Below are 12,788 nucleotides of genomic sequence, written 5' to 3'. Positions count from 1 at the left end.
GACGAACTGGGCCGCCTCGCGGTGGCCGCCAATACCCTGCGTGACTTCCTCGCGCAAACCTTTGCCAGCTTGCAGCGCAATGCCGTGGACCTGGACGGCGCCAGCGGCGAGCTCAACGCCATCGCCGGGCAAATGGCCCAAGGCACCCAGGAGCAATTCGACCGCACCGACCAGGTGGCCACGGCCATGACCGAAATGTCCGCCACCGCCCAGGAAGTGGCGCGCCACGCGGTGGATGCCGCCCACGCCGCGGATGACGCCGACCACTCGGCCCAGCAGGGCGAGCAGGTGATGCAGCAGACCATCGCCACCATCACTCAGATGCGCGGTGAAATCGTCAACACCGCTACGGTGATCCGCCAACTGGAAAGCGACAGCGGGCGCATCGGCAAGGTGCTGGAAGTGATCCGCGCGATTGCCGAGCAAACCAACCTGCTGGCCCTCAATGCCGCCATCGAAGCCGCCCGCGCGGGCGAGGCCGGGCGCGGTTTTGCGGTGGTCGCCGACGAAGTGCGCAGCCTGGCGCAGCGCACGGCGGCGTCGATCGTGGAAATCAACCAAATCATCCAAACCGTGCAGAGCGGCGCGGTGGATGCGGCCCACGCCATTGAAAGCGGCCAGTCGCGCAGCGAAGAAAGCGTCGCCCAAGTGACCCAGGCCGGGGTCATGCTCGAGCGCATCACCACGGCGGTAGAGGCGATCCGCGACATGAACCGCCAAATCGCCACCGCCGCCGAAGAACAGACCTCGGTGGCCGAGGACATCTCGCGCAACCTCAGCCAAATCACTGCCATCGCCAGCACCAACCAGGACAACGTGCAACGCACCGAAGCGGCCAGCCGCAACCTGCATGGGTTGTCCGGGCAGCTCAACGAACTGACCTCGCGCTTGAGTGCGTGATGGGTTGGTAGGGGCAGCAACTGTGTAGGCAGGCCCCGTGTGGGAGAGGGCCGGGCGGCGCTGCGCCTGCCCGCGATGGCTGCGTGCCAGGTGCCGCGTGCAAGCGGCCACACAAAAACGCCCCACGGCTTGAAGGCCATGGGGCGTTTTTGTGGCTGGGGATCAGTGGTCTTGTTGGTGGCGGATGACTTCGCCGGTTTTGGCGTTCAATTCCACATCCCATTTCTTACCGTCGGCGGCCAGAACTTCCACTTCGTAGACGTAGGTGCCGTCTTTGCGCTGGTCCAGTTCGGTGTCAACGATCTGCCCAGCCTGTTTGGCCAGGGCTTTCTGGTTGAGTTGCTCCATGTCTTGGATGGTGTTGTTTTTGAGCAGGCCAGGAATTTGGTCAGGACGGACATCGGCTTGGGCCAGGCCAGCGGTCAGGGTCAGGGCGGTGGCGGCGAACAGAGCGGTCAACATTTTCATGGGGGCTTTCCTTGGGTTGATTCGTTTAAGTGGCCTCAGGTTAACGGCTCGAACTTAACTCAGCCTTAATTTCGTTTCCGCGTATTGCGCCGTTTGTTCAATCGCGCCGTTTTACCCCCTGGCATCGTAGGGTCTCGATCAATGGAGACTCTTATGAAACGTCTGTTTTGCGGGCTGTATGCCCCTGTGTTCGCGGTGGGTTTTATCGGTATGGCGTTGTGGCTGGCGGTGCAGCCAGGGTGGGCGTTGGTGTGGCTGGTGCCGCTTTTCGCGCTGGCCGTGGCGGTGTCGTTTGCCGCCGAGGCGTGGGCGCCCTACGAGCCCTGCTGGAATCAGGCCCAGGGTGATCGGCGCCGCGATGCGCTGCATGCGCTGGTCAACGAGGCCCTCAATGCCCTCGGCCTGCTGGCATTGCCAGCACTGGTGGCGCTGCTAGCTATTGACGGCGTATGGCCCCACGGCTGGGCCTTGGGTTGGCAGTTGTTGTTGGCGATTGTGGTGGCCGATTGCGGCATCACCCTGGCCCATTACGCCAGCCATCGGAGTGCGTGGCTGTGGCGTTTGCACGCGGTGCATCACAGCGTGCAGCGCCTCTACGGCTTCAACGGGTTGATGAAGCACCCGCTGCACCAAGCCGTGGAGGCCAGCGCCGGGTTGTTGCCGTTGCTGGTGCTGGGGATTCCGTTGCCGGTGGCGACCTTGCTGGCGTTCGCCATTGCCATCCAGTTGCTGTTGCAGCATTCCAACGTCGATATGCGCCTGGGGCCGCTGCGCTGGGTGTTTGCCTGGGCGCCGGTGCATCGCTTCCACCACATGAAGTACGGTCGCGCCGGGGATGTGAATTTCGGCCTGTTCTTCAACCTCTGGGACTGGCTGCTGGGGACGGTGTTCTACACCCGCGATTACGCGATCAAACAGGGCGACCTGGGCATCGGCAGCCGCCCGGACTTCCCCGACGATTACCTGGGCCAGTTACTTGACCCGCTCAACCCCGGCCCCAGCGGCAAGGAGCCGCCCGTGCCTGCCGCGTTACGCCACTGATTCAAGCCAATAGGCGCAATTCTATGCCGTGCAGTGCCTGGCCGGCGGTGACGCCAAACAGGCGTTTCATGGTGCGCGAGAAGTGCGCCGAATCGGCAAACCCGGCGCCGTGGGCGGCCTGGGTGATGTTGTGCCCGCCCAGGATCAGGGCCAGCGCCAGGCGCAGGCGCCGCCACAACACCAGGCGCCGCACCGGTAGGCCGACATGGCTGGCGAACAGCCGTTCCAATTGGCTCAGGGAGACGTGGGCCTCCCGCGCCAGCGCCGTGGCCGAGACCTTGGCGCTGAGCAGTTGGTCCAGCGCCTCCAAGGCCCTTTCGATGCGCGGGTCTTGCAGGGGCGTGCGCGGGCAGCTGTCGAGGGCGGCGATCAGGCTGTCTTGCTCAAGGGCCACGCCTTGTAGTGCTTGTTGCAGCACCTGAGCGTCGATCAACAAGGGCTCGGCATAGACCGCGAACACCATGCCGGGCGCGTCGAGGATGGCGTGTTCGCGCAGGGCCTCGATAAACACGCGATGGCCGCTATGCTCGACGCCGTCGAGGCTGACAGTGACCGGCCCTTGCGGCGCGAGGAGCAGTTGGTGCGCGTAGTGGGCATGGGGCGCGGTGTGCCCCACGCCGCCGCGGATCAAGCCGTAATCGTGGCCCAGCCACAACTGGCCGCGCCATTGGGTGCGCGGCGTTGGTTCGCCGGCTTCAGTAGCCATGGCGCTCAAGTAACTTGGTAGCGCTGGCGGGCGCGGGGCGTTGCAGGTACTCCAGCAGTGCGTCGGGGCGGTTGGTGAAGAGGCCATCGACGCCGGCGCCCAGTACGTGCTTGAAGTCCACGGCGGCGTCAACGGTGTAGGCATGCACCAGCAGGCCCTGGTCGTGGCTGTACTGGTTCATCCACGGCTGCACCAGGTCGGCGTAGCTCTGCGCGCCGCCGCCGGTGAGGGCCGCCGAAGGTCCGGTGCCGATGGCGCCCAAAGCCTTGGCATCGTCCACCCAGCGTTGGAACTCGGCTGTGCTGTGGGGTTGCTGTTGGGCGTAGAACGCGGCTTTGTCGGTGAGGCCGCTGGCGGCGAAGGTCTGCTCGGACTTGGCCTTGATGTACCCATCGCCGACCCACAGCAGCAGGATTTTCGGCACCTGGGGCATTTCCTTGTGCAGCAGGGCCAGGCTGTTTTTGTCGAAGGTTTGCAATACGACGCGGCCCTTGCCCTGGCCGACAGCCCCTTCGCCTTTGGCCTGTGTCGAGCCGCTGGGGCTGAGCCAGCCGCGTGCTTGCAGCGTGTTCTTGAGGTCGCGTTCCAACCCAGGAAATTGAGCGGGTTCCTTGGTTTCGATGTACAGGCCGGGTGTGTGTGCCGGGTTGCCCTGAGCGATGTCGATGATTTCATCCAGGGTCAGGATTGGCAGGCCGACGAAGGCCGGCCGGGCGCGCTGCGGGTAGGCGGTGTTGAACCAACTGCCGGCGTCCAGGGTTTTCAGTTCGGCCAGGGTGAAGGCGTTGGCGGGGCTGTCCTTGCGCTCGGGGAATTTTGTCGCGACGTCGGTGGTGCGTTGCAGGTTGTCGTCGTGCAGGGCAAACAGCACGCCGTCGTTGCTGCGTTGCAGGTCCAGTTCCAGGTAATCGGCGCCCAGGTCCCGGGCCAGCAGGTAGGCGGCTGCGGTGGATTCGGGTGCATCGAAGGACGCCCCGCGGTGGGCGATGACTGCCGGGTGCGGTATCCCGGCAGCGCTGGCCAGAGCGGCGGGGGCGGATGTGGCGTGGGCCGGATGGGATAGGCCCAGAAGCAGGGGCAGCAGCAGGGTGTTTTTGCGCAAGGTCACGGGCATGGTCGAGGTCCTCTCGTGAAGAACGATGGCAAAGGGCTTGGTGGGGCGCCTGGGGCAGGTTTTGCGTGGGAGCTGGCAAGCCGCTTCCACAGGAGGACACCTTTACTGCCCGGCACCTGGCCAAGGTCTCTCTTTTAACAACTGAGGCGCCAGGCTGCTATCGCGATACCGACATAAAGCGGCCCTTGTGGTTTTTTCAGCGCCTTTGTGGCGCGCTTTGCAGTAATCTTCGCCCACCAGTTTCCCCGTCAGAGGGAAACCCAAGCCCTGCCCTGCGTGTAAACCATCGATCACCTGTCCTGCGGGACCCGTAGTGAGGTTTACCATGCGTATCACTTCCGAACTTATCTGCCAGGCCGCCGACCAGCTCAACGGTTTTGTCGGCCTGAATCGCAAGACCGGGCGCTACATCGTGCGCTTTAGCGAAGATTCCTTCGGCATGGACGTCGCCGACGACGCCATCATCCCCGCCAGCGAGTTCGTCTGGGAGGTACTGGAGGGCCAGACCATGACCCTCAAGCGCGAGCAGATTCAACTGTTGCTGGACCAGAACATCGACGATCGCATCAACATCACCGAGCCTTTGCGCGTGTACATGCGCCGCCAGGACGTCCCGCAAATCACGGCGTTGCGCAGCCTGGTGCAACCGAGCCTGGGCTGACGGGCGGGGCGGGGTGGGCGGCAATGTCGATGCGGTTGCGGCCCCCTCTCTTGGCGGCGTACAGCGCCTTGTCCGCGGCATCGAGCCAGGTCGCCGCATCGCGAAAGCCAGGGGTGTAAGCGGCCAGGCCGATGCTCAGGCTGACGCGTAAGTCGGGCATCGCGGCATTGCGGTAGTGGCTGAGTACCTCGCGCAGGCGCTCCATGACCTCGGCAGCCGCTGCGTCAGTGGTGTCGGGCAGGATCACGCAGAACTCGTCACCCCCGTAACGCCCGCTCAGGTCATGCTCGCGCAGGTTGAGCTTGAGTTCGGCGCTCAATTGGCGCAATACGCTATCGCCGACGATATGGCCGTGGTGGTCATTGATCGCCTTGAAGTGATCGATGTCGATCAGAGCGACGGTGGCGTGGCAGCCTTGCTGCTGGCACTGGTGGAACTTGAGGTGCAACAGGTCTTTCCAGGAACCGTGGTTGAGCAGGCCGGTCAGGCTGTCGGTACGGCTCAGGGCGCTGAGGGCGCGCTTGTGCTCCGACAGCTTGATCGCCAGGCGATAGCAGACCATGCCCAGGGCGATGGGGTAGAGGGTCAGCATCGGGATGCAGGCGTAGACCTGTGCGGAACTGGCTTGCGTGGTGAACCCCAAGCCCAGTAGCCCCCAGGCCACCAGTATCCCCACCACCTGGGCCGCAGTGCCCCGCACGAGCAGGCGCAGGCCTCCTGCGGCAACGTTGTTCATGGTCATCATCGACAGGATGGTGATGCTGGGCAGCGGGTTGAACTGCATGGCCGCCACCCAGAAACCGCCGCTCAGGGAGTCGTAGAGCAGGTTGCGGCGCTCGGCCTGGTAGGGAAAGTGCGAGCGTGCCGACAACTGGTACGCCAGGTGCGCCCAAGCAAACCCCTGGAACAACAACAGCGCCCAGACCCACGCAGGCACCTGCAACGGGTAGAGCGCGGCGCCGACACTGAGGCTGCCGATGCCTAGGCCTACCGTCCTGGGCATGTAGATGCGCCGGGCAAATGACAGCCCCTTGCCTCGTTGTTTTTCCATAGGTCTTTGCACCAAAGCGTTTTCTGCACAGGTTGGAGTGTTGTGGGGCGGCTCGCCGTTCATTGGATTAAACGGGCGAGCATTGTCATTTATTCCAACCTGAATAATCAGTGTCCTTCCAAGCCATTTAGTGGCGATATGCCGCTAGGTAGAGGGGCACACGCTGGCAGAGCAAGCACCGGCGGCGCGGGGTCACTCGATCAAGGCGTAGTCGGGGCGCCCGATGGGGTTGGGCGTGGAGCCCTGGATGTTCATGCCCCGGCCCGGAGCGAACCCGGGAAAGAACACCAGGCCTTCGGTTTCAAGGCAAAAGGCCAGGGCCAGGCGGGTGACATCCAGCACCCGGCCCTGGGCCTCATAGCGGTTGATGGCGGCGACTGAAACCCCCGAGCGTTGCGATAACTGCTCCGGGCTCCAGCCCAGCAGTTCCCGCGCTTGCACACAGTGGAGTGGGGTGAACTGGTAAAGGGCCATGCGTTCAAGGGTGGTTTTCATTGCGAGAGAGGCCATGGTTTTCTCCGGATGGCGAGCGAGACGATACCAAAAAACAACTGTGTTTTTGTACAGTTGTTTCGCCACCGGATCAAACGGATTTTTTGATGCGTATCGGCCCTGCCCTCAGGACCGCTCCAGGCCGGGCACCTCGCGGATAATCAAATGGTCCAGGTTGTCGATGTCGGCGCTGAACACGGCGAAGGTTTGTTGCGGGTTCTTTTTGCTGGGCACTTGCTTGAGTTGCGGAGTGACCCCGTAGAAGAAGCAATACAGTTCGCGCTGGCTGTCGATGGCGTACTTGATCTCTTCGAGGAACGCTTTGCGTTTGCGGTAACCCTCGATCAGCCGTTTGCTCAGGTAGATGTTCACCGAGTGGGGCTTCTTGTCGGCCCAGACCTTTTTTTCAAAGTCGATGCGAAAACTGCTGGTGTAGTCCTTGATCTCTTTGATCCGGCCCCAGTAGATCAAGCCCTTATTGTCTTGCAGGTATTCGACCTTCTTGAAGAATGTCCAATAAGTGGCCGTTTGCTCACCGATCTTCAAGGGCATGCGCTTGAGTAAATCCTTGTCGCCGATGTTCGACACAAAGCATTCCACCGGGTGGGCAAACACGCTGGTCTTATCAGGCGCGGGACTGCGTTCCTGCGGCTCGGTAGGTCGCGGTGGTGGTGGGAGTGCGGCGGGCGGATTGGCCGGCGTGGGTGGGAGCGAATACTGGCGCCGGGTCAGCAGCAGCTCTGAGGGGAAATGCTCCTCGCGGTTTTCTTCCTCTGCTGCGCTGTTTTTGCGCTGGCCGTAGGGGCAGCCTTCGCGGTGCAGGGTGGCGGGCAGGTTCTTGAAGTGGGGTGTGCGCACATAGTTGACGTTGCGCGCGTTGAAGGTGCCGAGCACGTTGCTTTGGGGGAACGCGGCGCGGCAGGCATCGTCCGGGCACAGGAAGTGTTCGTGGGTGGAGTCGAAAGCCAGGGTTTCGTCGAAATTCAGCTCCCGCACGTCGTAGATCGACAATTTGTCCGCCAGGCTCAGGCAATACGCTTTATCGAATTTCATGGGCGCGGGGTCCTGTGGGGGGGAATGAGGTGGGCGCTATAGTCGCCGGCCATTGGCGGCGGTGCAACTCCACAAGTTGCCTGGATAACAGCTACAGGTTTTACCCAGGTATAAAAAAGCCCCGCACGAGTGCGAGGCTTTTATACAACTTGCGTTACCGGCTTAGTTGGCCCGGTAGTGCCTGGTGAGTTGTGAAATCAATCCCAACTCAGTGCGCCGCCTGTTTGATACTCGGTTACCCGCGTCTCGAAGAAGTTCTTCTCTTTCTTCAAGTCCATGATTTCGCTCATCCATGGGAACGGGTTGGTGGTGTTTGGATATTCTTCTTTCAAACCGATCTGCGACAGGCGACGGTTGGCGATGAACTTGAGGTAGTCCTCCATCATGGCCGCGTTCATGCCCAGCACGCCGCGTGGCATGGTGTCGCGAGCGTATTCGATTTCCAGTTGGGTGCCTTGCAGGATCATCTGCGTGGCCTCTTCTTTCATCTCGGCATCCCACAGCTGTGGGTTTTCCAGCTTGATCTGGTTGATGACGTCGATGCCGAAGTTCAGGTGCATGGACTCGTCGCGCAGGATGTACTGGAACTGCTCGGCGACGCCGGTCATTTTGTTGCGACGGCCCATGGACAGGATCTGGGTAAAGCCGCAGTAGAAGAAGATGCCTTCCAGGACGCAGTAGTAGGCGACCAGGTTGCGCAGCAGCTCCTTGTCGGTATCGACAGTGCCGGTTTCGAACTTCGGATCGGAGATCGAACGGGTGTATTTGAGGCCCCAGGCAGCCTTCTTCGCCACCGATGGGATCTCGTGGTACATGTTGAAGATCTCGCCTTCATCCATGGCCAGCGATTCGATGCAGTACTGGTAGGCGTGGGTGTGGATCGCCTCTTCGAAGGCCTGGCGCAGGATGTACTGGCGGCATTCGGGGTTGGTGATGAGGCGGTACACGGCCAGTACCAGGTTGTTGGCAACCAGGGAGTCGGCGGTGGAGAAGAAGCCCAGGTTGCGCATCACGATGCGGCGCTCGTCGTCGGTCAGGCCTTCGGGGTCTTTCCAGAGGGCGATGTCGGCGGTCATGTTGACTTCTTGCGGCATCCAGTGGTTCGCGCAGCCGTCCAGGTACTTCTGCCAGGCCCAATCGTATTTGAAGGGCACCAGTTGGTTGAGGTCGGCGCGGCAGTTAATCATGCGTTTTTCGTCGACGGCCACGCGGGCGGAAGCGCCTTCGAGTTCAGCCAGGCCTTCGGCGATGTCGAGGTTGTCCAGGGCGGTTTTGGCACGGATGATCGCAGCGGAGTCGTTGGCGGTCACGGCACGGGCCTGGAGGGCTGCGGCACCGCCGGCGCTGTCGAGGCGGTCCATGGTGGCTTCGGCGGCGTGGCCGGCGTTGGCGCCCTTGGCGACTACTTCGCCGTCTTCTTTGTCAAATTCGTCCCAGCTCAGCATGACGTGTCGTCTCCTGCGTGAGGGCCAGATGCCCGTGTGAAAACTGTTGAGGTTGGTTTTTCACACGGCCTAACGGGCCGCGTTGGATCTTAAGGAATCGTTTTTTGCATCAGCTAACGCAGGCAAGAAAACAAGATGTTGTACGGGTATTCCGAGGCCTTGATGGGCGCAGGTGACAAAGGTCGCTTCTGCGTTGGCGCCGGACGCCTGTAAGGGAATATTGCAGGCCCGATTTAGGCCGCATTATAGGGACTTTTTCGTCGCTGTGCTGCGGCGAAATCACTCAGGCAGGCCTCGGCGGACGGCGTTTTCCCGCGGGGGCAAGGGTTTATGGGGCTTTGCCCGATGAAGTTTTTTTTTACGGGTTTTTCAAGCCGGCTGGGTTCCGATGGCGGGGCGGTTGTGCGGCAAAACGCGGGAAGTCAGGTAGGACGTGACTTACAGAGCGACGAGGGGGATTTGGCGGGCCAATTGTGTTCAGTTTTTGGATGAAATTGTGCGAGGTGTTTTTTTTGTGCAAAAAACAACCAAAAAACCGGTTTTTCACTACATCTTGTGTTTTTTGGCGCCTGGGTGCGGTTTGAAACACAACTGAGCCCGACCGAAATCGGGCTGTCAGGTTGCGGTCGGTCATCCCTGTACGGGGGTGATGGCCGCAGTGGCAGGCAAAGGTGGCGATAAGGGGCGCCATGCCTGACGGGAACCGTTAACCGTTAGAGCAACCGTTGCCCATGACGCTGTATTGCAGGATGTGCCGCTGGCCTTTGGAATCTTCATATTCCATGCGGGCCGGTACAACTTCGCAGACATTCGGTATTTCACTCATTGAAAGAACTTTGGCGATATCCAGATGGGTGGAGTAAGTGTATTCCACTACTGGAACTTCCTGGCTGCCAACTTGCGTTGGTGTCTCGTCAGCCATGGCGGTAGCGCAAAGACTGCTGAGGGCCAGAACTAATAACGCTTTCATTTCAGGTTTACCTTTCTTGGGTCGAGTGGGGTCACGCAACCTTTTGCAGGTTGCGTGTGGAACTTAAGTAAAAAGTATTTGGATTAACTGCCTTCGTGGGGGCTGCAACTGGGTTAATCACGTTGCCGGGTTGGCGAGGCTGATTTTAGGCGTGCGCCTGGCATTCATATAGCCGTGCTTTTGATAAAGACTTTTGACAGATTTTGTAACAATCCCTGGAAAAACCGCCCGGCGGGCGCCTGCTGCGGTAAATACAAGCTAAATACAGGGAGCCAGAAGCCCCGGGCTTGAGCCTCTGGCGGCTTGTTAGAGCGTTTTGTAGGGGTTTGTTACTACCATCGTCGAATGGTTCTATAGGGCTGGGCCGGCTAAAACAGGGTCATACAAAAACAACTATGTCACCGAGGTAAGAAAGATGAGTGCGGCTTCCCTGTATCCCGTTCGTCCCGAGGTTGCGGCCAATACGCTGACTGATGAGGCGACCTACAAGGCCATGTACCAGCAGTCGGTGGTCAACCCGGACGGCTTCTGGCGCGAGCAGGCCAAGCGCCTCGACTGGATCAAACCTTTCACCACGGTGAAACAGACTTCCTTCGATGACCACCACGTGGACATCAAATGGTTTGCCGACGGCACCCTGAACGTTTCCTACAACTGCCTGGACCGCCACCTCGCCGAACGCGGCGATCAGTTGGCGATCATCTGGGAGGGCGATGACCCTTCCGAACACCGCGAAATCACCTACCGCGAACTGCACGAAGAAGTCTGCAAGTTCGCCAACGCCCTGCGTGGCCAGGACGTGCACCGCGGCGACGTGGTGACCATCTATATGCCGATGATTCCAGAAGCCGTGGTCGCCATGCTGGCCTGCGCGCGTATCGGTGCGATCCACTCGGTGGTGTTCGGTGGCTTCTCGCCCGAAGCCCTGGCCGGGCGGATCATCGACTGCAAATCCAAAGTGGTGATTACCGCCGACGAAGGCATCCGTGCCGGCAAGAAGATCCCGCTCAAGAGCAACGTCGATGACGCGCTGACCAACCCGGAAACCAGCAGCATCCAGAAAGTCATCGTGTGCAAGCGCACCGCCGGTGACATCAAGTGGAACCAGCATCGCGACATCTGGTACGAAGACCTGATGAAAGTGGCGGGCAGCGTGTGCGCGCCGAAGGAAATGGGCGCTGAAGAGGCGCTGTTCATCCTTTACACCTCCGGTTCCACCGGTAAGCCCAAGGGCGTGCAGCACACCACCGCCGGCTACCTGCTTTACGCGGCCCTGACCCACGAGCGCGTGTTCGACTACCGCGCCGGCGAGGTCTACTGGTGCACCGCCGACGTCGGTTGGGTCACTGGCCACACCTACATCGTCTACGGCCCGTTGGCCAACGGCGCGACCACTGTGCTGTTCGAGGGCGTGCCGAACTACCCGGATATCACTCGCGTCGGCAAGATTGTCGATAAACATAAAGTCAACGTGCTCTACACCGCGCCGACCGCAATCCGCGCCATGATGGCCTCCGGCCAAGCGGCAATCGAAGGTGTCGATGGCAGCAGCCTGCGCCTGCTGGGCTCGGTGGGTGAGCCGATCAACCCGGAAGCCTGGGACTGGTACTACAAGAACGTCGGCCAGTCGCGCTGCCCGATTGTCGATACCTGGTGGCAGACCGAGACTGGCGCCACCCTGATGAGCCCGCTGCCGGGTGCCCATGCCCTCAAGCCAGGTTCTGCGGCCCGTCCGTTCTTCGGCGTGGTGCCGGCGCTGGTGGATAACCTGGGCAACATCATCGAGGGCGCCGCCGAGGGCAACCTGGTGATCCTCGATTCGTGGCCAGGCCAGGCACGGACCCTGTACCGCGACCATGACCGTTTCGTTGACACCTACTTCAAGACCTTCCGTGGCATGTATTTCACCGGCGACGGTGCCCGTCGCGACGAAGATGGCTACTACTGGATCACCGGTCGCGTGGATGACGTGCTTAACGTATCCGGCCACCGCATGGGTACCGCCGAGATCGAGAGTGCGATGGTTGCGCACCCGAAAGTCGCCGAAGCCGCCGTGGTGGGTGTACCGCACGACATCAAGGGGCAGGGCATTTACGTCTACGTCACCCTCAATGGTGGCGAAGAGCCGAGCGAAGCGCTGCGCCTGGAATTGAAAAACTGGGTGCGTAAGGAAATCGGCCCGATTGCCTCACCGGACGTGATCCAGTGGGCGCCCGGCCTGCCGAAAACCCGTTCGGGGAAAATCATGCGGCGCATCCTGCGCAAGATTGCCACCGCCGAGTACGACGGCCTGGGGGATATCTCCACCCTGGCTGACCCGGGCGTGGTGCAACACCTGATCGACACCCACAAGACCATGAACGTCGCATAAGCGCGCCACGGTCACCCGAGCCCCTCCCGGTTTAGCCCCGGGCGGGGCTTTTTTGTGGATGCGTTTTTTGGTTTTGCGTGACGACTCTTACGTTTGGTGTAGGGCTTCTTGGTGCTATAGCCAATAAATATCTGTTTTATGGGTAGGATGATTCCTATCGTTACCGCTGAAGTCGGATGTGTAACCCTGCGCCCAAATACGGGGCGAACTGACACATCTTGCACCGAAAAAGCCCGATTCCGGCGGGCCGGGAAATAAGATGAAACGCTGCGCTTGCCGGAATAGAAGGGTTTGCGAATAATAGGCCCGCTATTTGCAGCATAGATCGGTTCAATGTCTTTTGCTCTTGCACAAAACAAAAGAGCTGTCAATGAGCTTGGCCAGTTTTCTCGGTGCTTCTGTAAATTGTTGTCGCATTGAAGAAATATCGGCTGAGTACCTGTCGTTAGAATGCCGATCACTCGCTCGCCGTTGCTTGGGTTTAATGTGACTCAAGCGTCCTACGCCGCAGCAGCG

Annotated in this window: 13 protein-coding genes; 4 read left to right on the top strand and 9 right to left on the bottom strand. The window is 60.8% G+C overall.

Annotated elements, in window-relative coordinates:
• The first annotated feature begins 132 nt into the window (after positions 1-132).
• A complete protein-coding gene (locus AC19YR_RS00205) occupies positions 133-900 on the top strand; it encodes a methyl-accepting chemotaxis protein (protein WP_500596858.1) in 768 nt (255 codons plus the stop codon).
• 162 nt (positions 901-1,062) lie between these two features.
• On the opposite strand, the gene AC19YR_RS00200 is transcribed toward AC19YR_RS00205, so the two are convergent.
• Positions 1,063-1,368: a PepSY domain-containing protein gene (locus AC19YR_RS00200; RefSeq protein WP_095108146.1), complete on the bottom strand. Its 306-nt coding sequence runs from the start codon at positions 1,366-1,368 to the stop codon at positions 1,063-1,065.
• Between the two features lie 153 nt (positions 1,369-1,521).
• Between AC19YR_RS00200 and AC19YR_RS00195 the strand changes: the two genes are divergently transcribed.
• A complete protein-coding gene (locus AC19YR_RS00195; protein ID WP_500596704.1) occupies positions 1,522-2,409 on the top strand; it encodes a sterol desaturase family protein in 888 nt (295 codons plus the stop codon).
• A 1-nt stretch (position 2,410) separates the two neighbouring features.
• Here the strand turns inward: AC19YR_RS00195 and AC19YR_RS00190 are convergent, their stop codons facing one another.
• Positions 2,411-3,115, bottom strand: coding sequence for a helix-turn-helix transcriptional regulator (locus AC19YR_RS00190; RefSeq protein ID WP_500596703.1), 705 nt, complete (start codon positions 3,113-3,115; stop codon positions 2,411-2,413).
• Positions 3,105-4,229 carry a glycerophosphodiester phosphodiesterase gene (locus tag AC19YR_RS00185; protein ID WP_500596701.1) on the bottom strand — a complete coding sequence of 375 codons (1,125 nt, stop codon included), beginning with the start codon at positions 4,227-4,229 and terminating at the stop codon, positions 3,105-3,107. Before AC19YR_RS00185 ends, AC19YR_RS00190 begins: the two co-directional genes overlap by 11 nt.
• A 325-nt stretch (positions 4,230-4,554) precedes the next feature.
• Between AC19YR_RS00185 and AC19YR_RS00180 the strand changes: the two genes are divergently transcribed.
• On the top strand, positions 4,555-4,890 hold the full coding sequence (locus AC19YR_RS00180; protein WP_095108150.1) for a DUF2025 family protein: 336 nt from the start codon (positions 4,555-4,557) through the stop codon (positions 4,888-4,890).
• Here the strand turns inward: AC19YR_RS00180 and AC19YR_RS00175 are convergent.
• From AC19YR_RS00175 to AC19YR_RS00155, 5 genes are all read right to left on the bottom strand, one after another.
• Positions 4,850-5,941: a diguanylate cyclase gene (locus AC19YR_RS00175; protein ID WP_500596699.1), complete on the bottom strand. Its 1,092-nt coding sequence runs from the start codon at positions 5,939-5,941 to the stop codon at positions 4,850-4,852. The two genes, AC19YR_RS00180 and AC19YR_RS00175, sit on opposite strands and share 41 nt — an antisense overlap.
• Before the next feature lie 192 nt (positions 5,942-6,133).
• Positions 6,134-6,451: a helix-turn-helix domain-containing protein gene (locus AC19YR_RS00170; RefSeq protein ID WP_500596698.1), complete on the bottom strand. Its 318-nt coding sequence runs from the start codon at positions 6,449-6,451 to the stop codon at positions 6,134-6,136.
• A 108-nt stretch (positions 6,452-6,559) separates the two neighbouring features.
• Positions 6,560-7,486: a hypothetical protein gene (locus tag AC19YR_RS00165; protein WP_500596696.1), complete on the bottom strand. Its 927-nt coding sequence runs from the start codon at positions 7,484-7,486 to the stop codon at positions 6,560-6,562.
• 197 nt (positions 7,487-7,683) lie between these two features.
• Entirely contained in the window at positions 7,684-8,931 is a 1,248-nt protein-coding gene (locus AC19YR_RS00160) for a ribonucleotide-diphosphate reductase subunit beta (RefSeq protein WP_095108154.1), read from the bottom strand.
• A gap of 706 nt (positions 8,932-9,637) precedes the next feature.
• A complete protein-coding gene (locus tag AC19YR_RS00155) occupies positions 9,638-9,901 on the bottom strand; it encodes a DUF2790 domain-containing protein (RefSeq protein WP_095108155.1) in 264 nt (87 codons plus the stop codon).
• A 415-nt stretch (positions 9,902-10,316) separates the two neighbouring features.
• Here AC19YR_RS00155 and acs point away from each other — a divergent pair, with 415 nt between their 5' ends.
• On the top strand, positions 10,317-12,272 hold the full coding sequence (acs, locus tag AC19YR_RS00150; RefSeq protein WP_095108156.1) for an acetate--CoA ligase: 1,956 nt from the start codon (positions 10,317-10,319) through the stop codon (positions 12,270-12,272).
• Between the two features lie 11 nt (positions 12,273-12,283).
• On the opposite strand, the gene AC19YR_RS00145 is transcribed toward acs, so the two are convergent.
• The gene (locus AC19YR_RS00145; RefSeq protein WP_141233955.1) at positions 12,284-12,733 is read right to left on the bottom strand and encodes a hypothetical protein; all 450 of its coding nucleotides are present in this window, start codon (positions 12,731-12,733) and stop codon (positions 12,284-12,286) included.
• Positions 12,734-12,788: the final 55 nt, after the last annotated feature.

Source organism: Pseudomonas sp. MF08817 (genome assembly GCF_059862705.1).
This window is presented reverse-complemented; position numbering and strand designations above follow the sequence as displayed.

What these genes read in the sequence shown, in the direction of transcription:
- AC19YR_RS00170 (WP_500596698.1), bottom strand. Translation starts at nt 6,451, where the DNA reads ATGGCCTCTCTCGCAATGAAAACCACCCTTGAACGCATGGCCCTTTAC.
- AC19YR_RS00175 (WP_500596699.1), bottom strand. Translation starts at nt 5,941, where the DNA reads ATGGAAAAACAACGAGGCAAGGGGCTGTCATTTGCCCGGCGCATCTAC.
- AC19YR_RS00195 (WP_500596704.1), top strand. Translation starts at nt 1,522, where the DNA reads ATGAAACGTCTGTTTTGCGGGCTGTATGCCCCTGTGTTCGCGGTGGGT.
- AC19YR_RS00160 (WP_095108154.1), bottom strand. Translation starts at nt 8,931, where the DNA reads ATGCTGAGCTGGGACGAATTTGACAAAGAAGACGGCGAAGTAGTCGCC.
- AC19YR_RS00190 (WP_500596703.1), bottom strand. Translation starts at nt 3,115, where the DNA reads ATGGCTACTGAAGCCGGCGAACCAACGCCGCGCACCCAATGGCGCGGC.
- AC19YR_RS00180 (WP_095108150.1), top strand. Translation starts at nt 4,555, where the DNA reads ATGCGTATCACTTCCGAACTTATCTGCCAGGCCGCCGACCAGCTCAAC.
- AC19YR_RS00200 (WP_095108146.1), bottom strand. Translation starts at nt 1,368, where the DNA reads ATGAAAATGTTGACCGCTCTGTTCGCCGCCACCGCCCTGACCCTGACC.
- AC19YR_RS00155 (WP_095108155.1), bottom strand. Translation starts at nt 9,901, where the DNA reads ATGAAAGCGTTATTAGTTCTGGCCCTCAGCAGTCTTTGCGCTACCGCC.
- acs (WP_095108156.1), top strand. Translation starts at nt 10,317, where the DNA reads ATGAGTGCGGCTTCCCTGTATCCCGTTCGTCCCGAGGTTGCGGCCAAT.
- AC19YR_RS00205 (WP_500596858.1), top strand. Translation starts at nt 133, where the DNA reads ATGGCCCAAGGCACCCAGGAGCAATTCGACCGCACCGACCAGGTGGCC.
- AC19YR_RS00165 (WP_500596696.1), bottom strand. Translation starts at nt 7,486, where the DNA reads ATGAAATTCGATAAAGCGTATTGCCTGAGCCTGGCGGACAAATTGTCG.
- AC19YR_RS00185 (WP_500596701.1), bottom strand. Translation starts at nt 4,229, where the DNA reads ATGCCCGTGACCTTGCGCAAAAACACCCTGCTGCTGCCCCTGCTTCTG.